A 26532-nucleotide genomic window follows, 5' to 3' on the forward strand; every position below is an offset into this window, starting at 1 on the left:
TGCCAACCCATGAGCACTACAGATACAGCCCAGCGACTGCTTCATATCCTCGTGGCCGACGACGACCAGGATGATTGTCTGCTGGTGCGTGAGGCTTTCGCAGAAATCCGGCCCCAAAGCCCTATGAGTTTTGTGCATGACGGCGAGCAGTTGATGGCTTATTTGCTGCGCGAGGCACCCTATGACGACAGTACACGTTATCCGATGCCGGATCTGATTCTGCTCGACCTGAATATGCCACGCATGGACGGTCGAGAAGCGCTCGGTGCTATCAAACAGCATGCGCAACTGCGTCGCATACCGGTTGTAGTTCTGACAACGTCCTCAGCCTGCGAGGACGTGGATGGCAGTTATGATCGCGGTGCCAATTCCTTTGTTACCAAACCGGTGACCTACAGTGAACTAACCGGGCTTGTAGGGAAGCTGGGTGACTACTGGCTGGAGCTGGTTACCTTGCCGGCGTCGCAACGGATCAGGGAGGCTTGATGCTTCAGGGTGAGACCTTAAGGCTACTACTCATCGAGGACGACGAAGATGATTATCTCATTCTTCGTGAGCTTCTTGCGGACGTACCTAATCAGCATTTCCGCCTGGATTGGGTTGCCCACTACGAAGACGGCTTGGCTCGTGGTTTGTCCCGCGAGCATGATGTGTTGCTGGTCGATTATCGCCTAGGTGCAGACTCCGGTCTTGCTTTGATTGGTGACCTGAACGCACGGGGCGTGCAGATACCGATGATATTGCTCACTGGTCTTGCCGACAGTGAGCTTGATGCCCGTGCCATTGAGCTGGGTGCTTCCGACTATCTGGTCAAGGGTGAGTTCAGCGGTCCGATGTTGGCGCGTAGCATTCGCTATGCCCGCGATCGTGCCCAGATCAACAACCGGCTGATCGACAGTGAGGCGCGCTATCGTTTGTTGTTCGAGTCCAACCCCGAGCCGATGTGGGTGTTCGGTCGCGACAACATCCGCTTTCTTGCGGTCAATGATGCCACGGTAAAGTTGCTGGGTTACAGCCGTGCAGAACTGCTCGGTATGAGTATTCTCGACATACGCTCTGAGGAGGAGAAGAAACGCTTCGTCGAACTGTATCCGCGTTTGCGCGACGGCGATCTGACCGGACGGATGGGAGTCTGGAGCTATATTCGCAAGGACGGCTCACTGTTCCATGCGGAGGTACATGCCCACCCCTTCGAATATATGGGCGGTCCGGCCTATCTGGCATTGGCACTGGATGTCACCGGTAAGTTTCGCGCGGAAGCTGCGCTCGAACAGAAACAACAGGCCTTTCATCAATTGCTGGAAGACTCCCGTGATGCCCTACTGGTAGTTGACTCACGGGGTGACGTGCATTACGCCAACAAGTCAGCCGAGAGACTTTTCCTTGGTCGGCCGGACTGTTCTCCTGTTGCGTTGCCCCATGATGGCCCTGTCAGATTCGAGAGCCGGTTGACGCTGGCTGATGGTGACCAGATCGAACTCGAGGTACAACGCTCGCCCACCGAATGGAATGGACAATCGATGGAATTGATATCGCTTCGTGATATCAGCCGTCGCAAACGCCAGGATGAACAGTTGCGCCTACTGAAGCGAGGCCTTGAAGTGAGCATCGACGGCGTCGTCATTGTTGATGCGATGCAGCCGGACATGCCGATCATCTATGCCAATGCAGCTTTCAGTACGCTTACCGGTTATGCCGAGGAGGAGATCCTTGGGCGCAATTGCCGTTTCCTGCAGGGCGACGACCTGCAGCAGCCAGCCCTAAACGAAGTCCGTAGTGCGATTGGCGGGCTGCGAGACGTACAGGTAGTGCTGCGCAATTATCGCAAGGACGGCAGCATGTTCTGGAATGAGCTCTATGTGGCGCCGGTGCCGGATGACAACGGCGTTGTCACGCATTTCATCGGTGTGCAGAACGACCTGACCGAACAAAAGACCTACGAGCAAGAGCTGGCACACAGTGCAAGTCATGATCGTCTGACCGGCCTGGTCAGTCGTCAGATTCTGGAAGACCGACTGCGCCAGAGCGGAGAAATGGTTCAGCGTTACAAACGCAAGATGGCAGTCCTTTTTGTCGATCTGGACAGCTTCAAGCCGATCAACGATTCGCTGGGTCACACTACGGGTGATCAGGTACTGATTCAGGTGGCGCGCAGGCTTGAATCGGCTGTGCGCCCCGGTGATACCGTTGCGCGCATGGGTGGTGACGAGTTCATAGTGTTGCTCCCTGATCTGGCCCATGCGGAAGATGTGATTATTGTTGTTGATCGAATCATGGACCAGATAGCCAGGCCCTTTGATGTCGATGGAGTGCCCCTGCAACTGACGTGCAGCATCGGCATCACGCTGTCTGGCGACAAGGTCAATGACGATCCTCTGCAGCTGATACAGCAAGCCGATCTGGCCATGTACAAGGCTAAACAACACGGCAGAAACGACTATCAGTGGTACACCGACGATCTGACGCAACGGGTGCATGAGCGTCTGATCCTTCGGGGAGACCTGCAGCAGGCCATCGAATTGGGCCAGTTCGAGCTGTATTACCAGCCACAGGTGGCTGTGCACAATGGCCAGATGTGTGGATTCGAAGCCTTGCTGCGCTGGAATCACCCCGAGCGGGGCATGATTTCGCCAAGCATTTTCATCCCTATGGCTGAAGCGACAGGCCAGATAATTGCCCTCAGCGAGTGGGTATTCAAACGGGCCTGCCGGGATGCGGTGATGCTGTGCACAAAGCTGACGGAGGGCGCTGCCGTTGCTATAAATGTGTCTCCGCTGCACTTTCAACGCAGCAGCTTCGTTGCCTTTATCCAGCGCATGCTGGATGACAGCGGGCTGGACCCTCAGTGCCTTGAGTTGGAGGTTACCGAAGGCCTGCTGTTAAACAATATCGAGGATGCCATCGACACCCTCCAGGAGCTCAAGGACAAGGGCATCAAGATTGCAATTGATGATTTTGGCACCGGTTTTTCCAGTCTCAACTATCTCAAACGCCTGCCAATCGACAAGGTGAAGATCGACAAGGCGTTTATTGATGACGTAAACGAAGACGGCAGGGACGCAGCGATAGTGCAGTCCATCATCAGTCTCGCGCACAACCTGCAGCTTACAGTGATCGCAGAGGGCGTGGAGACTGATGAACAGCTGGCTTTCCTGGCCAAACACGATTGTGACGAGATACAGGGTTATCTGTTTGCCAGGCCTATGCCCTTCGGTGACCTGATTCGATGGATCAGTCAGTGGCGGCAGAGGCCAGAGGGCCGGCTTTAGGCCTGGACGATCTAGACGGCCAGGTTATCCGTGCTCAGGCGCTGATTGTCAGCAGCTTCGCGCTTTTAGGGATTATTTCCGATTCTGGGAGCGTTTCTCCAGCGAGCAATGTTGATGCGGTTGATGCGCTAACCACCTCTCCGATTACCAGTACCGCGGGACTTTGGAGATTGAAAACCTCAGCCTGTGCGCACAACTGATCGAGAGTGCACACATGCTGACGCTGGTCAGGCAAACTGGCCCGCTCGATCATCGCTACCGGTGTTGAGGCTGGCAGTCCGCCAGACAGCAAGCCATGCTGGATATGTGGCAGCCTGGCAACGCCCATATAAACCACCAGTGTGGTGCCGCCCTGGGCCAGCCCTTGCCAGTTCAGATCGCTGTCATCACGCGTATGAGCAGTCACCAGGGTGACGCCACGGCTCAAGCCCCGCAGCGTCAAGGGGATACCGCACTGGGTCGCGCCCGCCAGTCCGGCGGTGATGCCATTGACCGTTTCTGATGTTATACCGCGTGCGGCCAGCCATTGTGCCTCTTCCCCCGCACGGCCGAATATGCACGGATCACCGCCTTTCAGCCGCACCAGGCGCTTACCCTGGCGGGCATAACGCAACATCAGCCGGTTGATGAATGCCTGAGGTGTGGAGCGACATCCGCCACGCTTGCCCACACGAATGATCCGGGCCTGAGGGCAGTGCTCGAGTATGGCCGGGTTGACCAGATCATCGACCATGACTACTTCAGCCCGGGACAGAATTCGGGCTGCCTTTAGCGTCAGCAATTCAGGGTCCCCGGGACCAGCACCCACGAGGTGGATTAAAGGCGCTGTGTGGTTCTGTAATGTGGTCATGGCGTCTTCTCTTCGCAGAACAGATTGTCTGGATAAAGGTTCATATGGTTGATGCCGGCGCGTTGGGTGCGGGTAACAACCTGCGGATCTCCGGCAGGCAGGAGCCACATTCAGTCCCGCAGCCGAGCTCGGCTTTGAGGCTGTCGAGGTTCATGCCACTGTTGATAGCTGCCTGAATACGGCTGTGGCTGACGTTAACGCAGTTGCAGATGATCTTTTCCACCGAAGCGGCAGTAGCGCCCGGGGGCGCGCTCAGCGGCGCAAGCAACCAGCGCTGCAGATTCTCGGTTGACTCACCGTTTCGCCACAGGTTGATCAGCCAGTCACGGGCCTTGGTTTCGCCGCACAGGCGAACCGCTCGAATACGGCTTCCCTCGATCTTGATACGTTTGCTCACAGCCAGGTGGGGGTCGTCATAAGCCAATACCGGTACCTGATCGAGCCCGAGTAGAAGGTCCACCTCCGCCAGCCACTCGGTGTTGCGGGGCTGTTCATTGGCGGCCCGGATCAGCAGGGCTGGCTCCTCGCGTCCGGCCAGACTGAAGCTGGCGTAGGCCAGGTCTTCGAACAGGTCACGCAAAGCACTGAAGCGTGCCTGAATGTCGCCTTCCACCAGTATGAACACGTCCCAGGGGAGTGATACCGGTTCGATCCGAATCGCAGCCTGTTTGAGTTCAGGTTGGCCGGACATCGGATCAAAGGCTGGCTGGGTGAGCACATTGACCCCACCGCCACGCAGAAAGCGATCGCCCCAGTGCATGGGAATATAGGCCTGACCAGCCTGAAGCTGTTCATCTGCGACCACGGGTAAAACCAGTTTGCCTCTGCGGCTGGTAACACGCACCAGTTGCCCGTCATGCAGTTCCAGTCGATCGATGTCCGCAGGATTCAGACTGATCTGTGCTTGATCAACATGGCCGAAAAGTTGCGCGGCGGTGCCAGTGCGGCTCATGCCGTGCCATTGGTCGCGTAGGCGGCCGGTATTGAGGATCAACGGGTAATCTGTGCTCTGTTGTTCCTTCACTGTCTTGTAAGTATCGGCAATAAATCGAGCGCGGCCGTCGATAGTCGGGAATAGCTTGTCGGCGTAAAGCCGTGCGGTACCTCGCTCTGCACCGGGTAGAAAAGGCCACTGCTGGGGGCCAAGGGCATCGAGAAGCTGATAACTGAGCCCGCTGTAATCCAGATCGCGCTTGGCAGTCAGGCCGCGAAACTCATCAAACAGAGTCTGTGGCTGATGGAAGCCAAACACGCTTGGTTGATCTGGCTTTAGCTGTTTTTCCAGTCGCTGTGCAAAGTCGCAAGCAATGGCCCAGTCTGCACGTGCCTCACCCGGCGCGGGAATCGCGGATCGTACCCGGCTGACTCGTCTCTCGGAGTTGGTCACAGTGCCATTCTTCTCGCCCCAACTGCTGGCAGGCAGGAGCAGGTCGGCAAACTGGCAGGTCTCGGTAGTGGCAAAAGCCTCCTGCACAACCACGAAGGGGCAGAGCGCCAGTGCCTCGCGGATCAGAGTCTGGTCTGGCATTGATTGCGCCGGATTGGTACAGGCGATCCATAGCGCTTTGATCTTGCCCCGACGCACCGCCTCGAAGAGCTCGATAGCGCTCAGCCCGGGGGAGTCGGGTAAGGCCTCAATGCCCCAGTAGTCGGCAACCTCCGCACGGTCCTTGGCGTTGGTCGCATCACGATGGCCGGGAAGTAGATTCGACAGGCTTCCGGTTTCACGCCCGCCCATTGCATTTGGCTGGCCGGTTAGCGAAAAAGGTCCGCTCCCGGGCTTGCCTATCTTGCCTGTGGCCAGGTGCAGGTTAATCAATGCGCTGTTCTTGGCGCTGCCGGCGCTTGATTGATTCATGCCCATGCACCACAGGGACAGAAAGCTGGGTGCCGTACCGATCATCTGCGCTACTTGACGCAAGGCTTCCGGGTCGATTCCGCAAATACCCGCAACGTGCTCCGGCGTGTATTCGCCAACCAGTGACTGCAGGGCATCGAACCCGCCGGTATGTGTCTGGATAAAGGTTTCATCTATCCAGTCTTGCTGGATGAGCAGGTTCAGGATCCCATGTAGCAGGGCCACGTCGGTGCCAGGCTGAATGCCTAGGTGCACGTCGGCCAGCTCGCAGGTAGCCGTGCGCCGCGGATCCACAACAATAATGCGTTTTGCCGGATCCAGGCTTTTTGCCTGCTCCAGCCGGCGGAAAAGCACTGGGTGCGCATAGGCCATATTGCTGCCAATGATCAGCAGACAGTCGCTCTGCTCGATGTCTTCATAGGAGCAGGGCGGTGAGTCGGCGCCAAGGCTTTGCTTGTAGCCCACCACCGCACTGGACATGCAAAGACGCGAATTACTGTCGATGTTGTTGGTGCCCACCACTGCACGGGCCAGCTTGTTAAACGCGTAGTAGTCTTCGGTGAGAAGCTGGCCCGAGATATAGAAAGCGACGCTGTCGGGGCCGAAGTCAGTAATCGTCTGGCCGAAAACCCGGGCGGCATGCTGCATGGCGGTATCCCAGTCGGTGCGGCTGCGCGCCATGCCCTTGCCCAGGCGCAGTTCCGGATAAAGGGCCCGTGCGGCCGGGTCGCCGGTTTTGTGCAGTGTTGATCCTTTGCTGCATAGTCGTCCGTAATTGGCGGGATGGGCGGGATCGCCGGTGACGCCATGAATGGTGTCTGCGTCATGCTCGATCAGCACGCCGCAACCGACGCCACAGTAGCAGCAGGTAGACGCTGTTGTGCGGCGCATCAGGCGGCAATCCCTACTTCAGACGGTGTGGCTTGGGAATTGGTATCACTGATGATGTTATGACAGACCGTTTTACCGAACATCAGAGCGTCACGAATCTTTCTGATGTTCCTGCGCTCCTTTATTAACTCAAGGTACCAGGTCGCATCAGCGGTATCTCCGAACAGGCAGGCGCCGATCAGAATGTCATCCTGGATGACCAGTTTCCGGTAACTGCCGGTGAGCTGGTCTGAAAGCGTGATGGCTTCGCAATTCTCACTTGCGCCGAAATCCCCCGTCGAGAACAGATCGATACCGGTAACCTTGAGTTTGGTGGCGGTGACCGAGCCCTGATAACGACCGTAGCCCAGCATCGCCAGATGGTTGGCACAGACCCGGGCCTGTTCGAACAAAGGCGCGACCAGTCCATAGGCAATGCCCCGGTGATTGGCGCATTCGCCGATAGCGTAAATTTTTGGATCGTAGGTCTGCATTGTGTCGCTGACCAGAATCCCCCGTTCACAGGCCAGTCCTGCGCTTTGCGCGAGTTCTGTGCGGGGGCGCACACCAGCGGCCATCACCACCAGATCGGCGCGTATTTCGCTGCCATCCTTGAAACGAACCGCAGCAACCCGGCCCTTACCGTCATCGATCAGCTCGCTGGTAAATTGCGGCAGGAGGAAGCGGATACCGCGTTGTTCCAGACTGCTCTGCAGCAGCTGCGCGGCGGTCAGATCCAGCTGACGGTCGAGCAGGCCTTTACCGATGTGCACCACAGTGACGTTCATCCCGCGCATGTTCAAACCGTTTGCCGCTTCCAGGCCGAGCAGTCCGCCACCGATGACTACCGCATGGGAGCGGGTTCTGGCAGTGCCCACCATCATCCGCGTGTCGGCAATGTCGCGATAGCCGATCACGCCAGCAAGATCGTTGCCTGGAATGGGTGGCATGAATGGGTTGGAGCCGGTTGCGAGTAGCAACCGGTCATAACCGGCTTCGGTGCCATCGTCCGCGGTCACCAGACGGCGCCGGCGATCGATGTTTACCACGCGTCTGCCTGTGTGCAGGGTCACGCCATTGTCTCGATACCAGTCCAGGTCGTTGAGAATGATGTCTTCGAAGCTCTGCTCTCCGGCTAGTACTGGTGAAAGCATGATGCGGTTGTAATTCGGATGTGGCTCGGCGCCGAATACAGTGATGTCGTACATGTCTGGCGCCAATTTGATCAGCTCTTCCAGGGTACGTACCCCGGCCATGCCGTTACCTACCATTACCAATTTGAGTTTCTGCATTCTCTGCCCCTTTTCGTGAGCGCAAAACAAAAAGGCGTCCCACCGCGCTATGCGGTAGGACGCCTTTGTCCGGTCCCCGATCGGTCGGGTAGCAGGCTGTCGCCGTTGACAGCTGCTGTATGTGAGTGGTGCCGGTACTTCGCAAAGCACCTTTGAGTGTACATATGCACAGGCTATGCCATCAGGCTTTAGACCATAAATCAAAGGCTTATGTGATTTGGAATAGCTGTTTTGCACTTGATTGTGGCGCTGCGCACTGGGCCGGTGCGCTGGTGACGCATGGGTGGTGTCAGGGAATGGCAATGGTCGTTTTCAGTAAAGCATCACCCCCAATAGCGCCAGATTCATGATCAGGGCGCCGATGGCGATTGCGCGCCATACCAGCAACGGCTCGCGTTCAAGCAGCGGCATGTGCTCGGTCTGCACGCTGTGGCGATCTCCCTGCTCCAATGCCAGCAACCACTGCTCGGCAGTTTCGTAGCGTCTGTGCGGATCGGGTTCAACGGCTTTGAGCAGGCATGCATCCAGCCAGGTGGGGAGATCATGCCGGTAGCGGCTTGGTGGGGTGGGTCGGGTAAACCGTGGGTGCTGGAATGCTTCGATCTCACCATAGGGGTAATGGCCGGTGATCAGGTAATAAAGGGTTACCCCGGTACTGTAGATATCCTGTTGCGGGCTGGGTTCGGCACCGCTGAATAGCTCAGGGGCGATGTAGCTGGGCGTGCCCGGGGGCTGGTGATTGGGCTCCCAGGTAGAAAGCCCGGGGCAGAACGCCATGCCATAATCCAGCAGTCGTAACACTCCATCTTCGCCACGGTGCAGGTTGTCGGGTTTGATATCGCGGTGCAGCAGATTGCGGCGGTGCATCATACCAACGGCGCGCACCAGCTCGGGGGCGAGTGTCTGTATCTGAGCCAGACTGAGCAGACCTTGCTCGCGCTTTTGCCTCTCCAGCGTTTTGCCAGGGTAGTCGCGCATCACGTAATACAGATGACGCCTGCCGGGCAGCGGATGCAGTTCTGGTACCTGTTGGGCTGCGCAGCGCCGCATGAACCATTCCTCCAGCACCAGATCGCGGTGGGCGCAGTTGTTGTCATGATGCTGTGCGGGCAGGGTTTTCAACAGCCAGCTCTGTTGTTGCGGATCTTTCACCCGATACACTATCGATTGGCGAGATTCTGCGAGTACCGCCTCAATATGCCAACTTTCAAACTGCTGTCCCGACCTGAGCCTGGGCGGCAGCGCGCGTTCGTTCAGTGGCACCAATGCGTCTGCCAGGCTGGTCTGCGGCAACTCCTCGATGCAAACCAGCAGGGCACTGGCGTTGTCCTGGCTACCGGCATCGTGGGCCAGTTGTATCAGCTGGCTGCAAGCCGTGGCCGGGTCTTCGTTGGCCATCATGCAGCGACCAATGCACGTATCGTCACTGGTCGACCAGACGCCGTCACTGACCACCAGCAAACGATCACCAGCACGCAACTCGCCCTCCAGATAATCCATCACCAGGTGCTCGTCCAGGCCAAGCGCTCGTTTGAGCACGTGCTGCATGCCAGGCTGTTCCCACACATGGTCGCTGGTCAGGCGTCGCAATTGGCCGTTACGAAGCAGATAGGCTCGGCAGTCACCTATGTGTGCAATGGTGTAGCGTTGGCCCCTCAATACCAGGGCGGTCAGGGTAGTCAGTAGCGGCTGCCCGCCACCGTTGGCCCGCAGCCATCGGTTGTGGGCTTTCAATAGCCGCTCCAGCGCCTGGGTTACCGACCAGGTTTCCGGGGTGGAGTAATAATCAAGCGCCAACGCCTGCAATGTGGCACGGGCCGCCAGACCCCCGTCCGGGCACTGGCTGACACCATCGGCAACAGCCATCAGGTGCCCCTTGCTGACCGCAAGGTGGGGCGCCGGCGTGACTATGCGAATAGCATCCTGGTTTTCCTGACGAGGCCCGGTGGCGCTGGATTCGCCGACACGCAACTGCAGGGTCATTGTTTATATCCGTGCCGTGGTCATGGCCGAAGATCCCCAGGTGGTCCGCCAGCGGCGCTTTACACCCACCAGCCCGAGCAGGGCAAGCAGACCCAGTGCGGCGAACATCCATAGCCCCAGTTGATAGTCTCCCGTGTGCTGTTTGATCGTGCCCAGGCCTGCGGCCAATACAAAGCCGCCAACACCACCTGCCATACCGATAAGACCGGTCATCACACCGATTTCGCGGTGGAAGCGCTGTGGCACCAGCTGGAATACCGCGCCGTTTCCTGCTCCCAGGCCCAGCATTGCAGTGACAAAAAGCGCTAGTGCGGCGACCGAACTGGATAAATTGAAACCCACCAGTGCGATGCACACTGAGGCTGTCCCGTACATACACAGTAGTGATCGAATACCGCCGATCCGATCCGCCAGTGCGCCACCAAGCGGACGCATCAGGCTGCCGGCCATGACGCAGGCAGCGGTGTAATAACCGGCAATCACCGGATTGAGCCCGTACTGGTCACTGAAATAACCGGGCAGCGCGCTGGCCAATCCAATAAAGCCGCCAAAGGTAATGCTGTAGAAAAACATGAACCACCAGCTGTCCTTGTCGTTCAGCGCGATCAGATAATCGCTGCCTGTTTTGGGCTTGGGGCGGTCAGGTGCGTTTTTTGCGATCAGTGTGAAGATAATCAGCGTCGCGACCAATGGAATTAGTGCCAGACCGAATACATTCTGCCAGCCGAACAGGTAAGCAAGCCCCGGCGCGAAAAGCGCCGCCAGCACCGTGCCGGAATTGCCCGCGCCGGCGATTCCCAGAGCCTTGCCTTGATGCTCTGGCGGATACCACTGGGAAGCCAGGGGCAAAGCCACGGCAAATGCAGCGCCGGCGAAGCCCAGACCCAGGCCCAGCAGCAGCGTGTCGTGGTAACTGTCTACCCCGATCAGCCATGCTGCACTGAGGCTTACGATCACCACTAGCTGACCAATTATGCCCGCGCTCTTGGGTGACATGCGGTCTGCGAGAAAGCCCATCAGTAGTCGCAGCAGGGCGCCAGCCAGAATGGGTGTTGCGACCATCATGCCCCGTTCCTGTGCAGTCAGGCTCAGATCTGTCGCGATTTGCACAGCGAGAGGGCCCAGTAGATACCAGACCATGAAGCTGAGATCGAAATAGAGAAATGCCGCAAACAGGGTGGGGGTATGGCCGGCCTTCCAGAAACTGTTGTTCATCGATTAGTCCTCAATGTGTGCGCTGATCGCTATTTCAGGGCGCTTGCCCAGTGTCAGTAGGCAAAAAAAAACGCCATCCCCATTCCAGAACCGGGGTTCTGAACGGAGATGACGTCGTTGTCTTGGGGCAACCGCCATTGGCTACCTGCGTGATATGAAGCAGGATGCATGCCAGTTGGGTTAAAAGTTCAATTGCCGAGCATTTCGCTCATCGCTATGATCTGCTCGGCTACCTGACAAAGCTTCTGCTGACGGCTCATGGCCTGGCGGCGCATCAGGGTGTGAGCTTCTGCCTCGTCGCAGTTTTTCATCTTCATGAGCAGGCCCTTGGCCTTTTCGATGCGTTTGCGTTCATTGAGTTGTCGTTCGCGCTCCTGCAATTCCGTGCGCAGCCTCTGATCGGTCTCGAATCGGGCCATCGCCACGTCGAGAATTGCGCGCAGTCGCGTGCTCTGAATGCCCTCGACAATATAAGCGCTGACCCCGGACTGAATAGCCATACGCATCACGCCCTGGTCGTGCTCATCGGTGAACATCACGATAGGACGGGGCAGATCGCGTGTCACCATACAAACCTGTTCCATTACGTCGCGTCCTGGTGAGTCACAATCGATCAACACCACGTCGGGCTTGCACTCCTGGACCCGGGCGGGCAAATCCACCGAGAGTCCGGACTCATCGAGTACTTCAAACCCAGCCTCACTGAGCGAGTCGCGCAAGCGACCCAGTTTTCGGGCCGTGTCGTCGATAAGCAAAATGCGCATCATGCGCCGCTGTCTCCGGAATATGGATAGTGGCTCACCGTATACCCTCCAGGCAGCCAGTTGTGTTGCGCGCATGCAGAGCAAAGCTTGCCGCATATTCGGCCGGCTTGGAGCCGTCCCAAGCTACGTCGTCCAGCAAAGTGCTGCTGCGCATATCGTCATCGGGCACTTCGATACCCAGAAGACTGGCGGCTTCACGATAGATCTTCAGTTGCTGTACCTGGGATGCCACAGCCAGATAATCGGGATCTTCGCGCAGCAGGCCCCAGCGACGGAACTGAGTCATGAACCACATGCCGTCCGACAGGTAAGGCATATTCACCTGTCCGCCGTTATGAAAGCGCAGCGGATGGCTATCCTGCCAGGTGTGACCGTTACCGTCAGCGTATTGACCGAGCATTCTCGGAAGCAGTGTATCCGCCGGTATGTTCAGGTAGTCCGGACTGCTGATCAGCTGTGCTGTACTGCGCCGGTTCTCGTCACTCTGGTCGATGAAGCGGCTTGCATCCAGAACCGCCATCACCAGAGCTCTTGCGGTATTAGGGTACTGATCGACAAATTCGGCAGTAGTGGTGAGGGCTTTTTCCGGGTGATCAGGCCAGATCGACTGGCTGGTCGCCAGCGTAAATCCCTGATTCTCTTCGATGGCATGCGCACCCCAAGGTTCACCGGCGCAGAATCCGTCAATGCGGGAGGCCTGCAGGTGTTGCACCATTAGTGAGGGGGGGACTACCAGCGACTCGACATCCCGCAGGGGGTGTATTCCCTTGGCTGCCAGCCAGTAGTAAAGCCACATGGCATGGGTGCCAGTCGGGTAAGTCTGCGCAAAGCGCAGGCGCGCACTGCCATGGTGCACTTTGGACGCCAGTGCGTCAGCATCGGTCACTCCGCAGCGCTGCATCTGCGCTGAAAGATTGATGCTTTGGCCGTTCTGATTTAGCCCCATGAGTATCGACATGGGTGTACATTGCGCGCCCAACCCAAGGTGTACGTCATATACCAGGCCATAAGGGCTCTGGGCAGCGTCGAGCTCGCCGCACAGAATCCGGTCGCGCAGTACTGACCATGATGCCTGTCGCTGCAACTCCAGTGTCAGGCCGTAAGGTTGGCCAAACCCCTGGGTGGCGGCGACTATCAACGATGCCGAGTCGGTGAGCGGCAGATAGCCGATATTCAGCAGACCCTTTTCCGGGCCGTCGCTGCCAGCCACCCAGGCCAGAGCGTCGGCTCGTGGACCACTGCTGTCTTGCATGATTGTTCTCCAGATCAAAGCCGGGACAAACAAAAACGCCGTGCTCAGGATCGATTGGTTCGATCCGGATCACGACGCCGTTGTCGCTTGATGCCAGCCCACTAAGGGCGTTTTCAAGCAAAAAAGCAATTTTTATGCCAGCAAGGATCGTTTAACGCACCACCATCACCGAGCGTTTGGACTGCTGTACCACACGCGTTGCGTTGGTACCGAGAATATAATCCTCGGCACGCTTGCGCTTGTGCGAGGCCATTACGATCAGATCAACCTTGAGTTGCTTGGCGACCCGCAGAATGGCTTCGTAGGTTTTGCCGTCGGTGACAATGCGTTGCACCTGAACTTCCTGTGGAATCTTTTCCAGAACGAACTCTTTCAGTCGCTGAGAAACCGCTTGCTCTGCCTTTTCGGTATATTCACGGGGGAAAAACCCACCCACCAGCGGTAACCCAAAATCCGGGATCACCGTCACGATATGCAGCGAGGCGCCGTAATCGCGGCATAGTTGCAAGGCGGTAGGTAAGGCTTTGATCCAGGAGCCATCATGGTTGAGATCTATGGGTAGCAGGATTTTCTTGTACATGGCTGGCCTCCTCAGGCGTGGACCGGTTGATCAGGTTGCCTGCGTCGCCATTGCAGACCGATGATCAGCATGAAAAGCACTAAGGCCGGAATCCACATCCATTCCTTGGCCACTCGGTCAACCGGCGCGAGAATCTCGGTTATTTCCTGGTCGAAATCAAACCCCAGATCCGCAGCAAGACTGCCATAGGTAACCATATCGACTATTGTTCGGTCGCCATCCTGTATGAGGGTGAGCCCCAGCTCATCCAGTCGCTCCTGGCCTGTCTCGCCGTCAGGAACGGGCACCAGCAGATAGAATTGCCGCGGCGTGCCTATATCGTCCAGACCCTCGATCTGCATCCGCAGATTGCTGCCCTCATCTACCCGGTTCAGAGCCTGGGCAATTTCTGCGGGCGGTATCGACTGATAGGGGTCGTGGACGATATCCATCCAGAAGCCCGGACGAAAGAGCGTGAAGGCCACCAGAAGCAGCAGAATGTTTTCGTACCAGCGGTTGCGCACGATCATGAAGCCCTGGGTGCCGGCCGCGAATATAAGCATGGCCACAGTAGCGACGACAAAGATCAATAAGCCTTTCCACAATCCGACATCGATCAACAACAGATCAGTATTGAAGATGAACAGGAAGGGCAGGGCGGCGGTACGCAAGCTGTAATAGAACGCCTGAAAGCCGGTGCGAATCGGGTCGCCGTTGGACACCGCAGCTGCCGCAAAGGAAGCCAGACCAACAGGTGGTGTCACATCAGCCATTATTCCGAAGTAGAACACGAACAGGTGAACCGCGATCAGCGGGACTATCAGACCGTTCTGTTGGCCCAGCGTCACGATTACCGGTGCCAGTAGTGCGGACACCACGATGTAGTTCGCCGTAGTGGGTAGCCCCATGCCCAGTATCAGACTCAAGACCGCAGTGAGCATCAGCATCAGCATCAGATTGCCCATCGACATGATCTCGACCAGGTCGGCGAGCACCAGCCCAACGCCTGTCTGCGCAACGGCGCCAACGATAATGCCTGCCGTGGCGGTGGCGATACCGATACCGATCATGTTGCGCGCACCTGACACCAATCCCTGCCACAGATCATCAAGTCCGTGATGCAGGTCATTGGCCAGCTTGCTCTGACCGCGGAACATGGCAATCAAGGGTCGCTGGGTGAGAATGATCACGATCATCAACACTGTCGCCCAGAAAGCGGAAAGACCGGGGGAGAGTCGCTCAACCATCAGGCACCAGACCAGCACGATCACCGGAAGAATAAAGTGCAGGCCGGACATGACCGTAGGGCGGGTCTGCGGGAGCTTGACCACGGGTGAGTTGGGATCGTCCAGTTCCAGTTCGGGGTACTGCGATCCGACTTTCAACAGCCCAATGTAAACCACCAACAATGCGGCACCTATTACCCAGCCGGCGCTCTCGCCCAACAGGGGTTTGAGCCAGCCCAAGCCGTAATACACGGCAAATGACAATGCCATGAGCAAGATGAGGCCGGTCAGAAAACCGATCATCTTGCGTACCAGCGGACGTGGCGGATTACTGCTTTCCAGGCCCTGCATGCCGGCTTTCATTGCTTCCAGGTGAACGATATAAACCAGGGCTATGTAGGAAATCAATGCAGGTAGAAACGCGTGTTTGATTACCTCGACGTAGGAAATACCCACGTACTCGACCATCAGAAACGCCGCTGCGCCCATGACGGGTGGCATGATCTGACCGTTTACGGAAGAGGCCACTTCAACGGCCCCGGCTTTTTCCGAGGAGAAACCGACTCGTTTCATCATGGGTATGGTGAAGGTGCCCGTTGTAACGACGTTGGCAATCGAGGAGCCGGAGATCAGGCCTGTCATGGCGGAGGCGACTACGGCTGCCTTGGCAGGCCCGCCCTTGTAGTGGCCGAGCAGGGAGAAGGCCACCTTGATGAAGTAGTTGCCTGCGCCAGCCTTGTCGAGCAATGCACCAAAGAGCACAAAAAGGAACACAAAGCTGGTCGATACACCAAGGGCAATGCCGAACACCCCCTGGGTGGTTAGCCATTGGTGGTTGGCCAGTGCATCGACACTCACCCCGCGGTGGGCGAGGATGCCCGGCATATATGGACCACCAACGGAGTAGACGATGAATACCAGGGCCACAATCATCAGCGGCGGGCCCAGGGCGCGGCGGGTAGCTTCCAGCAGAAGGACCAGGCCGATAAGCGCAACGACCACGTCAATCGTTGTCGGGTTGCCCGGTCTGGTGGAAAGCTGGGTATAGAAAATATAGATGTACGCTGCGCAGAAGGAGGCTGCAAAGGCCAGGATCCAGTCTGGTATGGGTACGCGATCGCGTGGCGAATGTTTTAACGCCGGGAAGGACAGAAATCCGAGAAAAACGGCAAAGGCCAAATGAATGGAGCGGGCCTCTGTGCTGTTGAATACGCCAAAGCCGACGATAAAGGGCAATGGAGAGGCAATCCAGAGCTGAAAAAGGGACCAGGCCGCGGCTACGGAAACAATCAGTTTGCCAGGGAATCCTTTGGGCTTGCGGGCACCGGTATCACTGGTGGCGACCAGCTCCTCAAGCTCACTGCTGAGATTGTCGCGCTTGGTAGTTTGTTCGCTCATGATCGTCCTTGCTGTTCGTTTTACTTCTTCTAAGAGGAACAGGCTTGGCCGCCGGATGTATGACCGGCGGCCAATACATCATTACATCCAGCCGCGTTCCTTGTAGTAACGCACGGCTCCCTCATGCAGGGGAATGGATAGGCCTTCCTTGATCATTTCCTCTTCCTTCAATGTGGCGAAGGCAGGGTGCAGTCGCTTGAAGCGATCAAAGTTTTCGAATACAGCCTTGACCGTGTGATACACCATGTCGTCAGGCACCTTGCTTGACGTCACCAGCGTGGCGCGTACGCCAAAGGTCTGCACATCATCCTCATTGCCGCGGTAGATGCCGCCGGGTATCGTGGCCTTGGCATAGTAGGGGCGTTCTTCGATCAGTTCGTCGATCTCATCACCTGTGACTGACACAATCACCGAGTCGACCGTGGTGGTTGCTTCCTGAATCGAGCCATTGGGGTGCCCGGCAACATAGACCATCGCATCAATGTTGTTATCGCCCAGCGCTGCGGCCTGCTCTGCTGCGTCCAGCTCGGAAACCAGGGCGAAATCATCACGTGTCCAGTCGAGTGCTTCCATCACGACTTCCATGGTGTCACGCTGACCGGAGCCGGGGTTGCCCAGATTGACTCGCTTGCCCTTCAGATCCTTGACGTTCTTGATGTTGGCGTCTTGACGGGCAACGACCGTCAGCGGCTCACCATGCAGAGCAAACATGGCACGCATTTCTTCATAGGCGCCCGCTTCCTCAAAGCCTTCCACGCCGGCGTAAGCCTTGTATTGCACGTCTGACTGCACTACACCCATCTGCATGTCGTTATTGCGGATTGCGTTGACGTTGGCAACGGAGCCACCGCTAGATGGAGCGTTGCAGCGAATGCCATGTTCATTGGCATTGCGGTTTATCAGGCGGCACACCGACTGGCCCACAACGTAATAGACGCCAGTCTGGCCGCCGGTACCGATGGTGAGAAATTTCTCCTGGGCTATCGCAGGTGCTGAGGATATTGCAGCAAGGCCAATGGCCGCTGAAAACAGCAGTGTAAGGGATTGTCGCTTCATGAGAGGGTAGCTCCTTCTTTTGGTTTTTTATCGCCGGCAGCCGCGTTAGGCGGCGCCGATATCACGTTGCGGCTGGGCCGGGTGGCCCATCCAACAGCGTTAACGGATACGATTGTTGAAGTGTAGCGGACTGTTGCGCATCTATCTGAAAATAGCGCCCGCTGGTACGGCGGGCAAGTTATTGATTCGGATAGATGTGTAGAGTTGTGAATCAGTCGAGTGGCCAGCCGCCCATTTCGCGCCACCGATTGACGACGCTGCAGAACAGCTCGGCGGTTTTTTCGGTGTCATAGCGTGCGGAATGAGCCTCGCGGCCATCGAACTCGATGTCGGCGGCGGAACAGGCCTTGGCCAGCACCGTCTGGCCGAACGCCAGGCCGCCCAGCGTGGCGGTGTCAAAGCAGGAAAACGGGTGAAAGGGATTGCGCTTTATCTGCGTGCGCTCAACAGCGGCATTGAGAAACCCCAGGTCGAAGAATGCATTGTGCCCAACCAGCACCGCACGATTACAGCCGGCGGATTTGACCGCTTTGCGCACGTGTTTGAAGATGTCCGTCAGGGCGTGCTCTTCGGTCACTGCCATGCGCAGGGGATGATCCAGCTTGATTCCGGTAAATTCCAGTGCGGCTGCTTCTACATTTGCTCCGGCAAAGGGCTCTACGCGAAAGAAGTGCGTATCCCCAGGGTAGATCATGCCCTCTTCATCCATCTCGACAATAGTGGCGGCAATTTCCAGCAGCGCATCGGTAGCGCTGTTGAAGCCGCCGGTCTCCACGTCTACCACCACCGGTAAAAAACCACGGAAGCGATAAGCCATTGGCGACTTGGGCCCTTTACTTGCGGGTTGCTGGTCTTCGGTGTCGAACTCAAACTCGCTCACAAGCGATCCTTAATATGGTTGGCGGTCAAGCGACGCGCCATTGCAGGGTCTCGCCAGCGCGCAGCGGAACGATAACCTGATCACCCAGGGGCAGGGTTTCAGGTGCAGTCCAGGAGTCGCGCACCAGGGTGATCCGGTCTGTATTGCGCGGCATACCGTAGAAATCAGGGCCATGCAGGCTGGCAAAACCCTCGAGCTTGTCGAGAATGCCCAGGTGGTCAAAGGTTTCGGCATACATCTCGATGGCAGCAAAGGCGGTATAGCAGCCGGCGCAACCACAGGCTGCCTCTTTGGCATGCCGGGCGTGGGGCGCGGAATCGGTTCCCAGGAAAAACTTGCTGGAACCGGAAGCCACGGCATCACACAGCGCTTGCTGATGGCGTTGGCGCTTGAGAATCGGCAGGCAGAAGAAATGCGGACGAATCCCGCCAGCCAGCATGTGGTTGCGGTTGTACTGCAGATGATGCGCAGTAATGGTGGCGGCAACGCGGCCTGATGCGCTTTGTACAAAATCCACTGCATCGGCTGTGGTTATGTGCTCGAAGACCACCTTCAGGGTCGGATAGCGTTCGACCACCCCCACCAGTTGTTGGTCGATGAAAGCCTTTTCGCGATCAAAGATATCAACGTCGGCATGGGTTACCTCACCATGAACCAGCAAAGGCATTCCCACCTCCGCCATGGCTTCCAGGGCTGGATAAATATTCTCCAGCGCAGTGACGCCTGACTGCGAGTTGGTGGTTGCGCCGGCAGGGTAGAGCTTGGCGGCGACGGCCTGACCCGCTGCCCAGGCTTCGCGGATAATCTGCGGGCTGGTCTGGTCAGTAAGGTAGAGCACCATCAGTGGAGTGAAGTTAGAGCCAGCAGGACGAGCGGACAATATGCGCGCCTTGTAGGCGTCGGCCTGTTGGCCGTCGCGCACTGGTGGTACCAGGTTTGGCATCACTATTGCTCTGGCAAATACGCGAGAGGCATCGGCTACGGTGTCAGGTAATACATCATTGTCGCGCAGATGTATGTGCCAGTCGTCCGGCCTGATCAGGGTGATGCGGTCGGTCATCAGCGGGTATTCCAGAGAATTTGAATGGGCTAATGCTACCGGAAGCGCCCCGGATTTTACACACCGACGGGGTAAAGTTTTCCGCCTTCTCGCCGATGTAACCCATTGAGAAGAGTTCATCTTTCGGAGAAACCCGTGGCTCGAGCCTGTATTGCATTACTGCTGACGGTGGCCCTGCCTGCCCATGCGCTGACATTTCAGACGCGCATGGAAGAGGTGGAATGGTCGGTCGAGGGCGACAAGTTCGAATGTCGCCTGACCCAGCCGGTCAGCGGTTATGGCGACGCCGTGTTCGTCAGGCGCGCAGGGGAGCGCCCGGTATTCGAGCTCAAGGCTTGGAACAACCTCATGCGGCCCGGTCAGGCGCAGCTCTACAATGACGCGCCCATGTGGCAGCCCCAGGCGCGGGCCCGGTTGCTGGGCTACACGGCTGTATCTGACGAGCAGGTTGCCATACGCGTTCCACAGCAGCAGGCAGGTCAGATGCTCGCGGGCCTGGCAAGTGGGTTGCACCCGACAATTCAGCGCGCTGCCTGGGCCAATGCAGTGGAGCCAGTGCGAGTGGTGGTATCCAGTATCGGTTATCAGCAGGCCTGGACTGATTTCCAGAAATGCAGCGCCGGATTGCTGCCAATGAATTTCGATCAGATTTCCAATAGTGTTGTCAGCTTTGCCAGCGGCGGGACTCACCTATCAGCCAGCGCCAAACAGCTGCTTGATACGGCGCTGGAATATCTCCAGGCCGACGAGGAAATAACCGGTATCGTGCTTGAAGGCCATTCGGACAACGTCGGTAACCGGCTCGACAATCGGGAGTTGGCTCGCCAGAGAGCTCTGGCTGTGCGCAATTACCTTGTAGAGCGCGGAGTGGCAGAAGAGCTGTTCAGCCTGCGTTTCCACGGTGATCGCTACCCGGTTGCCAGCAACCGCAGTGCTGAAGGCCGGGCGCTGAACCGTCGCGTAAACCTGAAACTCGAAAAGAGCTGATCTATCTCCCCTGTGATTCCTCCCGGCTGGGCGCTAGAATAGCGCTTTGCCCGTCGCCCCGTGCGTGGCGTTGATCAATTTTCAAGGGAGCGCGTAATGTCTGATGTGAAAAAAGTCGTCCTGGCCTATTCCGGTGGTCTGGATACCTCGGTAATTCTCAAGTGGTTGCAAGATACCCATGACTGCGAAGTCGTGACCTTCACCGCTGACCTGGGGCAGGGCGAAGAGGTCGAGCCAGCACGTGCCAAGGCCAAGGCCATGGGCGTGAAGGAGATCTACATCGACGATCTGCGCGAAGAGTTCGTGCGTGATTTCGTGTTTCCGATGTTCCGCGCCAATACCGTCTATGAAGGCGAGTACCTGCTGGGTACATCCATTGCGCGCCCGCTGATCGCCAAGCGCCTGATCGAGATCGCCAACGAGACCGGCGCCGACGCTATCTCCCATGGTGCGACCGGCAAGGGCAACGACCAGGTGCGTTTCGAACTGGGCGCCTATGCGCTCAAACCGGGCGTCAAGGTGATTGCACCCTGGCGTGAATGGGACCTGCTGTCGCGCGAGAAGCTGATGGATTACGCGGAAAAGCACGGCATACCGATCGAGCGTCACGGCAAGAAAAAGTCTCCTTACTCCATGGATGCCAACCTGCTGCACATTTCCTATGAAGGCGGCGTGTTGGAAGACACCTGGACCGAACATGAAGAAGACATGTGGAAGTGGACCAAGTCGCCAGAGAACGCTCCCGACTCCCCAACCTATATCGAGCTGACCTATCGTAAAGGTGATATCAGCGCCATCGACGGCAAGGAGATGTCTCCCGCTACCGTGCTTGCCGAACTTAACCGCATCGGCGGTGAGAACGGCATTGGCCGTCTGGATATCGTCGAGAACCGTTTTGTCGGCATGAAGTCCCGCGGCTGCTACGAAACCCCTGGCGGCACCATCATGCTCAAGGGCCACCGCGCCATCGAATCCATTACCCTGGATCGCGAAGTCGCACACCTGAAAGACAGCCTGATGCCCAAGTATGCCGAGCTGATCTATAACGGTTTCTGGTGGAGCCCCGAGCGGGTGATGATGCAGCAGATGATCGATGCATCCCAGGCCAACGTGAACGGCGTAGTCCGTCTGAAGCTGTACAAGGGCAACGTGATCGTTACCGGCCGCAAGTCTGATGATTCCCTGTTCGACGCTGCCATTGCCACATTCGAAGACGACGCTGGCGCCTACGACCAGGCCGATGCCGCAGGCTTTATCAAACTCAATGCATTGCGTATGCGTATTGCAGCGAGCAAGGGGCGTAAGCTGCTATAACCCCAGCGGCAAGCGGCAAGCGGCAAGCGGCAAGTTGTCCGGGGTGGCTTGAAGATTTTTGTCTCAGCCTGGCAGAAGTATTTGCCAGGCAGAGAAAAAGCCCCATGCTGATCAAGCTTGTAGCTTGTAGCTTGTAGCTTGTAGCTTGTAGCTTGTAGCTTGTAGCTTGTAGCTTGTAGCTTGTAGCTTGTAGCTTGCCGCTCAACCGAAGGTTGCCATCATGCGCATTCTCCATACCATGCTCCGCGTCGGTAACCTGGACGCGTCAATCGCGTTCTATACCGAGGTGCTGGGCATGACTCTTCTTCGCCGTAAGGATAACGAAGAGGGGCGTTTCACTCTGGCTTTTGTCGGTTACGGCAACGAAGCTGAAAATGCCGTACTTGAACTGACCTACAATTGGGACATCGACCACTATGATCTGGGCGATGGCTATGGCCATATCGCGATCGAGGTGCTGGATGTCTACAAGGCCTGTGAGCAGATCAAGGCAGCAGGCGGCAATGTGGTACGTGAAGCAGGACCAATGAAGCACGGCACTCGCGTATTGGCGTTTGTCGAAGATCCGGATGGATATCGGATAGAACTGTTATCAGGCCGCTCTGAGGTTTAAGCGGCTGCGGGAGGCGTGATGGTCTGGTGGCTGCTCACAGGGATTGGGGTGCTGGTCGGGCTGCTGTTTGCACGCGCCCGGCAAAAACGACGTGCTGCCAGATTACGCCTGGAGGCGCGCATGCGAGCCATCAGTCAATTGCGGTTGCTACGTGAATTGCTGGAGCAAACACAGCGGCATCGGGGTCTCTGTTTTGGTGTCATGTCGGGCGCCCATGCCCTGGAAAGTGATCGCTGGACCGTAAATGCCCACGTCACAAGGTTGCTTGAGCGTACCGAGGGTCATCGCGCGAATCTGGCCTGGCACGACTCATGGCGCCAGGTGATTCCCCTGTGGGAGCAGATAGAACAGGCGCGCCACGCGGGAGACCCGCTCAAGGTGTTGCAACTGCACCACGATCTGACCAGCCTGATACTTGCCACAATTGAAGCCCTGGGCCATCGCCATGACCTCATATGCCTCGGCGGTTTGGCGCCGCAACCCGAAGGGCTCTGGCTTGACCTGTTAAAGAATGCCGAATTGCTTGGCAAGACCAGAGCGGTGGGCACGGGCATCGCCGCACGTCGGCACAATAATGAGGTGCAGCACCAGGAGCTCGAGCGCCTTTGCCAGCTTGTCCACCAACAGCTGTATCTGGCACCTGCCAAATTGAGCGTTGAGCCTACTCTGCGAGATGCCCTGGCTAAACCAGTGCGCGAGGCAGAAGACAGGGTCGATGAACTACTCCAGGCTATAGACGTTCTGTTGCGTGATCCTTCTCATCGCGCCTTGCGTGCCAGAGAGTTTTTCAATATCGCCACACAGGCCGTCAGCGCCTACTACATGCTCGCTGATCTGCTGCTTGAGCACTTGCGCCTCGACACCGAGCGGGCTCTCAGGCAGGGCTGACACCACGAATCCGTGCGGCCATATCGGCGGCATACAGGTCAGTCATGCCGGCAATGAAGTCGATTACCCGCAGGTAACTGCGATACAGATCCCAGTCAGGTTTGGGCACATTGTTGCCCATCAGGTCGAGAATCCGCTGGTGTTTGAAACTCAGATTCTGGCCTGCATGCTGCTCGTTGACCGCACCGCAGAAAGCGTCCAGTAGAGTCTCAAGCGTGCTGTAGGCGCCGATCTCATGCAGGGTCTTGCGCTTGTCCTGGAATATTCTTTCGCGGGCCATGTTCTTGGCTTCGAGCACGCAGCGCCGAGCATTGGGGTGCATATGCTCGACAAGGTCGCCTTTCAAGGTGCCAGCCAGCAATGCCGTCTGTTGATTGATGAAAGCCTCCGCCGCAGCGTTGACCAGATGCTCGATCGCCTTTCCGCGCAGAATAGCCAGACGCCGGCGGGTGGAGTCCTTTGCGCCGAGCTGGCGATAGGTTTCCGGGAGGTCATCGCCAACCAACTGCAGCAACAGGTGCTCAACCTCGGAATAATCCAGCAGCTCCATCTCCATGCCATCTTCCAGGTCGATCAAGCCGTAACATATGTCATCGGCTGCTTCGACCAGGTAGACCAGTGGATGGCGAGCCCAGCACTGCTCGGCCTGCAGGGGTAAGCCCAACTTGCCGGCAATCTGCTCAAGCAATGGATACTCGGCCTGATAGCAGCCGAATTTGTGTTTCTTGTATCCCTGGCTGTCAGCGTGGCGAGCCGTCCAGGGGTATTTCAGGTAGGCGCCAAGCGTCGCGTAGGTCAGGCGCATACCGCCTTCGAACTGGTGGTACTCCAGCTCGGTCAGCACACGGAAACCCTGAGAGTTACCCTCGAAGCTGAGAAAGTCCAGACGCTGCGCGTCCGTCAACGGCTCCAGCCAGCCCTTGCGGTCAGCCTGGTGAAACCAGTGTCGGATCGCGTCTTCACCGGAATGGCCAAAGGGCGGGTTGCCTATGTCATGGGCCAGACAGGCGGCCTGCACGATCACTCCGATGTCGGCGGGCTCGCACCAGGCGGGTAATTCCCCCCTGAGCATCTCGGCTACACGCATACCCAGTGAACGCCCAACGCAACCGACTTCCAGGCTGTGCGTCAGGCGAGTATGAATATGATCATTGCTTGATACCGGATGCACCTGAGTCTTTTTGCCCAGCCGGCGAAAAGCGCCAGAAAAAATAACCCGGTCATGGTCCTTGTGAAAGGGCGTGCGGCCCAACTCTTCGTTACTCGCAACCGGTTTGCCCAGTCGCTCGCGGCACAGCAGTGTTTCCCAATCCATTCTTGTCTCCATGCAGGGTCTTGAGTATGTTGCATGGCGCCGGAGCTGCCAAGCATCAGCTGGGCTGTCTGGTCATGTTCTGTCGGGCGCTTCCGGGTTACCATATGCCCGGCAATAACGGCCATCTTCTCATTTGCTAATTCTGACACTACCGCCCATGAACGCTGTTCCTGATCTGACGCTTTACGGTACCACCGCCTGCCACCTGTGCGAGGCCGCGACTCTTGAGTTGGCGCCCCTGCAAGGTAACGGACTACGCCCCCGCGAGCAGGATATTACCGAAAGCGATGCGATGATGGAGCGATATCAATTGCGCATACCAGTATTACGCCGAGAAGACACCGGTGCGGAGTTGGACTGGCCCTTCGACCTGGCCAGTGCAATGGTCTTTCTTGCCGATGTGCTGGGCGAGGAGAACTGATCATGGCACAACGTGTAGAGCCGTTCTGGCAGCGCAAGACCCTGGAGGAAATGGACCAGGCAGAGTGGGAGTCAATCTGTGACGGCTGTGGTTTATGCTGTCTGCAGAAGCTGGAAGACGAAGACGATGCCAACGCCATCTACTACACCCGCATCGCCTGCAAATTGCTTGATCTGAACACCTGCCGGTGCAGCAACTACGCTGACCGCGTGCGTTACGTACCCGACTGCATCCAGCTCACCCCGGGCGATGCCGCCAAATTCGGCTGGCTACCACCCACCTGTGGATATCGCCGCATAGCCGAAGGCAATGAACTGCCTCCCTGGCACCACCTGATCTGCGGCGACCCGGACGCCGTTCACGGCGCAGGCATTTCCCAGGCTGGCCGCATGAAAGCCGAAGACGCCGTCCCGGAAGATGACTGGGAAGAGCACATCATCTTCAGAGTCGGCTAGGCCCGGCTAGGCCCGGCGAGCCGGGAGCGGCAAGCCACAAGCCACAAGCTGCAAGCTACAAGCTACAAGCTGCAAGCTACAAGCTGCAAGCCACAAGCTACAAGCTAAAGCCGGAGCCAACCCAGATCCGAAACCGGCTTTCACTCAGACTGCTTCCAGCTTCCAGCCAAAAAGCCCACCTCGAAGCTCCAACCCCCAACCAACTCGGACAACTTGCCGCTTGAAGCTTGAGGCTTGCAGCTTGCAACTGCCTCACTGGCTGATTTGCAACTCACGTAGCTTGGTATACAGATACCGCACCTGATCGTATTCAAAGGGGCTGTCGAGGGCGCCGTAGCGGAATTCATTCTGATAGCGCAAATCCACAGCTTGAAGAGCCCAGAGCGAAGGATTGTTGTTTTTCACTTCACGGTTGTTGAGAAATTCCACGTAGTCTTCAAACGTCCAGTCCACTGCCTGTCCAGTAGCATCGCGCAGGGAGGAGGGCCCGAGGAACGGTAGAACCAGATAGGGTCCTGGTGGCACCTTGTAGTATCCCAGTGTCTGACCAAAGTCCTCCTTCTGTTGTGGCAGCCCCATTTTCTTTGCCACATCAAACAGGCCCAGAACACCCAGTGTGCTGTTGAACAGCAGGCGGGCTGTTGTGCGCATGCTCTTGCGCACCTTGCCCTGTAAAAGACTGTTGCCCAGATTGGGAACATCTCCCAAATTATTGAAAACGTTGGAAACACCCGTCCGAACAAAGCTGGGTGTAGCCCACTCATAGGTATTCACCACAGGCAGATAGACCAGGTCGTCAAAGCGCGCGTTGAACCTGTAGATACGGCGGTTGAATCCCTCAATCGGATCCTGGACATTCAACGCACGAAGGCTGGAACGCTCAAACTGATAACCCTTACCCTCGTGAATAACAATGCCTTCAAGCGGATCGGTATATTCGGGTACGTTTTGTTGAGCGTGCAGGCTACCCGCCGCACACATGCAAACAAGGCTGATTGCAATCCGGC

The 26532-nt window shown here is 57.4% G+C and carries 21 protein-coding genes and 1 pseudogene; 8 read left to right on the forward strand and 14 right to left on the reverse strand.

The window, feature by feature from the left end:
* Positions 1-9 precede the first annotated feature (9 nt).
* Positions 10-486 carry a response regulator gene (locus IEV54_RS03750; RefSeq protein ID WP_150277172.1) on the forward strand — a complete coding sequence of 159 codons (477 nt, stop codon included), beginning with the start codon at positions 10-12 and terminating at the stop codon, positions 484-486.
* On the forward strand, positions 486-3269 hold the full coding sequence (locus tag IEV54_RS03755; RefSeq protein WP_150277171.1) for an EAL domain-containing protein: 2784 nt from the start codon (positions 486-488) through the stop codon (positions 3267-3269). Before IEV54_RS03750 ends, IEV54_RS03755 begins: the two co-directional genes overlap by 1 nt.
* Positions 3270-3303: 34 nt before the next feature.
* Here the strand turns inward: IEV54_RS03755 and cobA are convergent, their stop codons facing one another.
* The 12 genes and pseudogenes from cobA to pyrC all read right to left on the reverse strand — a co-directional run bounded on the left by cobA (position 3304) and on the right by pyrC (position 19532).
* Positions 3304-4119: a uroporphyrinogen-III C-methyltransferase gene (gene cobA / locus IEV54_RS03760; protein ID WP_150277170.1), complete on the reverse strand. Its 816-nt coding sequence runs from the start codon at positions 4117-4119 to the stop codon at positions 3304-3306.
* A 40-nt stretch (positions 4120-4159) separates the two neighbouring features.
* On the reverse strand, positions 4160-6868 hold the full coding sequence (locus IEV54_RS03765) for a nitrate reductase (protein ID WP_150277169.1): 2709 nt from the start codon (positions 6866-6868) through the stop codon (positions 4160-4162).
* Positions 6869-6939: 71 nt separating this feature from the next.
* Positions 6940-8139: pseudogene (locus tag IEV54_RS03770) on the reverse strand (NAD(P)/FAD-dependent oxidoreductase); the annotation flags it as partial.
* A 312-nt stretch (positions 8140-8451) separates the two neighbouring features.
* Entirely contained in the window at positions 8452-10122 is a 1671-nt protein-coding gene (locus IEV54_RS03775; protein ID WP_150277167.1) for a bifunctional protein-serine/threonine kinase/phosphatase, read from the reverse strand.
* 3 nt (positions 10123-10125) lie between these two features.
* Positions 10126-11337 carry a nitrate/nitrite transporter gene (locus IEV54_RS03780; protein ID WP_150277166.1) on the reverse strand — a complete coding sequence of 404 codons (1212 nt, stop codon included), beginning with the start codon at positions 11335-11337 and terminating at the stop codon, positions 10126-10128.
* A 188-nt stretch (positions 11338-11525) separates the two neighbouring features.
* Positions 11526-12104 (reverse strand): ANTAR domain-containing response regulator, encoded by a 579-nt coding sequence (locus IEV54_RS03785; protein ID WP_150277165.1) that lies wholly within the window; start codon positions 12102-12104, stop codon positions 11526-11528.
* Between the two features lie 31 nt (positions 12105-12135).
* Positions 12136-13353: a CmpA/NrtA family ABC transporter substrate-binding protein gene (locus IEV54_RS03790; protein WP_150277164.1), complete on the reverse strand. Its 1218-nt coding sequence runs from the start codon at positions 13351-13353 to the stop codon at positions 12136-12138.
* A 151-nt stretch (positions 13354-13504) separates the two neighbouring features.
* A complete protein-coding gene (locus IEV54_RS03795) occupies positions 13505-13933 on the reverse strand; it encodes a universal stress protein (protein WP_150277163.1) in 429 nt (142 codons plus the stop codon).
* 11 nt (positions 13934-13944) lie between these two features.
* Positions 13945-16536 (reverse strand): TRAP transporter permease, encoded by a 2592-nt coding sequence (locus tag IEV54_RS03800; RefSeq protein WP_150277162.1) that lies wholly within the window; start codon positions 16534-16536, stop codon positions 13945-13947.
* Positions 16537-16617: 81 nt separating this feature from the next.
* Positions 16618-17592, reverse strand: a complete 975-nt coding sequence (locus tag IEV54_RS03805) for a TAXI family TRAP transporter solute-binding subunit (protein WP_150277161.1) — start codon at positions 17590-17592, stop codon at positions 16618-16620.
* A 211-nt stretch (positions 17593-17803) separates the two neighbouring features.
* Positions 17804-18472, reverse strand: a complete 669-nt coding sequence (rnt, locus tag IEV54_RS03810) for a ribonuclease T (RefSeq protein WP_223825413.1) — start codon at positions 18470-18472, stop codon at positions 17804-17806.
* A 25-nt stretch (positions 18473-18497) separates the two neighbouring features.
* Positions 18498-19532: a dihydroorotase gene (pyrC, locus tag IEV54_RS03815; RefSeq protein ID WP_150277160.1), complete on the reverse strand. Its 1035-nt coding sequence runs from the start codon at positions 19530-19532 to the stop codon at positions 18498-18500.
* 135 nt (positions 19533-19667) lie between these two features.
* Here pyrC and IEV54_RS03820 point away from each other — a divergent pair, with 135 nt between their 5' ends.
* The 4 genes from IEV54_RS03820 to IEV54_RS03835 all read left to right on the forward strand — a co-directional run bounded on the left by IEV54_RS03820 (position 19668) and on the right by IEV54_RS03835 (position 23334).
* On the forward strand, positions 19668-20519 hold the full coding sequence (locus IEV54_RS03820; protein ID WP_150277159.1) for a flagellar protein MotY: 852 nt from the start codon (positions 19668-19670) through the stop codon (positions 20517-20519).
* 96 nt (positions 20520-20615) lie between these two features.
* Positions 20616-21833 carry an argininosuccinate synthase gene (locus tag IEV54_RS03825; RefSeq protein WP_150277158.1) on the forward strand — a complete coding sequence of 406 codons (1218 nt, stop codon included), beginning with the start codon at positions 20616-20618 and terminating at the stop codon, positions 21831-21833.
* 220 nt (positions 21834-22053) lie between these two features.
* Positions 22054-22446, forward strand: a complete 393-nt coding sequence (gene gloA, locus IEV54_RS03830; protein WP_150277157.1) for a lactoylglutathione lyase — start codon at positions 22054-22056, stop codon at positions 22444-22446.
* An 18-nt stretch (positions 22447-22464) separates the two neighbouring features.
* A complete protein-coding gene (locus tag IEV54_RS03835; RefSeq protein WP_150277156.1) occupies positions 22465-23334 on the forward strand; it encodes a nitrate- and nitrite sensing domain-containing protein in 870 nt (289 codons plus the stop codon).
* On the opposite strand, the gene IEV54_RS03840 is transcribed toward IEV54_RS03835, so the two are convergent.
* Positions 23321-24649 carry a deoxyguanosinetriphosphate triphosphohydrolase gene (locus IEV54_RS03840; protein ID WP_150277155.1) on the reverse strand — a complete coding sequence of 443 codons (1329 nt, stop codon included), beginning with the start codon at positions 24647-24649 and terminating at the stop codon, positions 23321-23323. The two genes, IEV54_RS03835 and IEV54_RS03840, sit on opposite strands and share 14 nt — an antisense overlap.
* A gap of 157 nt (positions 24650-24806) precedes the next feature.
* Between IEV54_RS03840 and IEV54_RS03845 the strand changes: the two genes are divergently transcribed.
* Both IEV54_RS03845 and IEV54_RS03850 read left to right on the forward strand, forming a co-directional pair.
* Positions 24807-25070, forward strand: a complete 264-nt coding sequence (locus tag IEV54_RS03845) for a glutaredoxin family protein (RefSeq protein WP_150277154.1) — start codon at positions 24807-24809, stop codon at positions 25068-25070.
* Positions 25071-25072: 2 nt separating this feature from the next.
* Positions 25073-25525 (forward strand): YcgN family cysteine cluster protein, encoded by a 453-nt coding sequence (locus tag IEV54_RS03850; protein ID WP_150277153.1) that lies wholly within the window; start codon positions 25073-25075, stop codon positions 25523-25525.
* A 252-nt stretch (positions 25526-25777) separates the two neighbouring features.
* Here the strand turns inward: IEV54_RS03850 and IEV54_RS03855 are convergent, their stop codons facing one another.
* Positions 25778-26506, reverse strand: a complete 729-nt coding sequence (locus tag IEV54_RS03855) for an MlaA family lipoprotein (protein ID WP_373286420.1) — start codon at positions 26504-26506, stop codon at positions 25778-25780.
* Positions 26507-26532 lie beyond the last annotated feature (26 nt).

The sequence above is a fragment of the Halopseudomonas salina genome (assembly GCF_014637955.1).
Classification (GTDB): Bacteria; Pseudomonadota; Gammaproteobacteria; order Pseudomonadales; family Pseudomonadaceae; genus Halopseudomonas; species Halopseudomonas salina.

Coding starts and splice junctions, on each gene's coding strand:
- IEV54_RS03805 (WP_150277161.1), bottom strand. CDS start 17,592: ATGAAGCGACAATCCCTTACACTGCTGTTTTCAGCGGCCATTGGCCTT.
- IEV54_RS03825 (WP_150277158.1), top strand. CDS start 20,616: ATGTCTGATGTGAAAAAAGTCGTCCTGGCCTATTCCGGTGGTCTGGAT.
- IEV54_RS03765 (WP_150277169.1), bottom strand. CDS start 6,868: ATGCGCCGCACAACAGCGTCTACCTGCTGCTACTGTGGCGTCGGTTGC.
- IEV54_RS03785 (WP_150277165.1), bottom strand. CDS start 12,104: ATGATGCGCATTTTGCTTATCGACGACACGGCCCGAAAACTGGGTCGC.
- pyrC (WP_150277160.1), bottom strand. CDS start 19,532: ATGACCGACCGCATCACCCTGATCAGGCCGGACGACTGGCACATACAT.
- IEV54_RS03775 (WP_150277167.1), bottom strand. CDS start 10,122: ATGACCCTGCAGTTGCGTGTCGGCGAATCCAGCGCCACCGGGCCTCGT.
- IEV54_RS03840 (WP_150277155.1), bottom strand. CDS start 24,649: ATGGATTGGGAAACACTGCTGTGCCGCGAGCGACTGGGCAAACCGGTT.
- IEV54_RS03750 (WP_150277172.1), top strand. CDS start 10: ATGAGCACTACAGATACAGCCCAGCGACTGCTTCATATCCTCGTGGCC.
- IEV54_RS03755 (WP_150277171.1), top strand. CDS start 486: ATGCTTCAGGGTGAGACCTTAAGGCTACTACTCATCGAGGACGACGAA.
- IEV54_RS03790 (WP_150277164.1), bottom strand. CDS start 13,353: ATGCAAGACAGCAGTGGTCCACGAGCCGACGCTCTGGCCTGGGTGGCT.
- IEV54_RS03835 (WP_150277156.1), top strand. CDS start 22,465: ATGGTCTGGTGGCTGCTCACAGGGATTGGGGTGCTGGTCGGGCTGCTG.
- IEV54_RS03795 (WP_150277163.1), bottom strand. CDS start 13,933: ATGTACAAGAAAATCCTGCTACCCATAGATCTCAACCATGATGGCTCC.
- IEV54_RS03855 (WP_373286420.1), bottom strand. CDS start 26,506: ATGTGTGCGGCGGGTAGCCTGCACGCTCAACAAAACGTACCCGAATAT.
- cobA (WP_150277170.1), bottom strand. CDS start 4,119: ATGACCACATTACAGAACCACACAGCGCCTTTAATCCACCTCGTGGGT.
- IEV54_RS03850 (WP_150277153.1), top strand. CDS start 25,073: ATGGCACAACGTGTAGAGCCGTTCTGGCAGCGCAAGACCCTGGAGGAA.
- gloA (WP_150277157.1), top strand. CDS start 22,054: ATGCGCATTCTCCATACCATGCTCCGCGTCGGTAACCTGGACGCGTCA.
- IEV54_RS03780 (WP_150277166.1), bottom strand. CDS start 11,337: ATGAACAACAGTTTCTGGAAGGCCGGCCATACCCCCACCCTGTTTGCG.
- IEV54_RS03845 (WP_150277154.1), top strand. CDS start 24,807: ATGAACGCTGTTCCTGATCTGACGCTTTACGGTACCACCGCCTGCCAC.
- IEV54_RS03800 (WP_150277162.1), bottom strand. CDS start 16,536: ATGAGCGAACAAACTACCAAGCGCGACAATCTCAGCAGTGAGCTTGAG.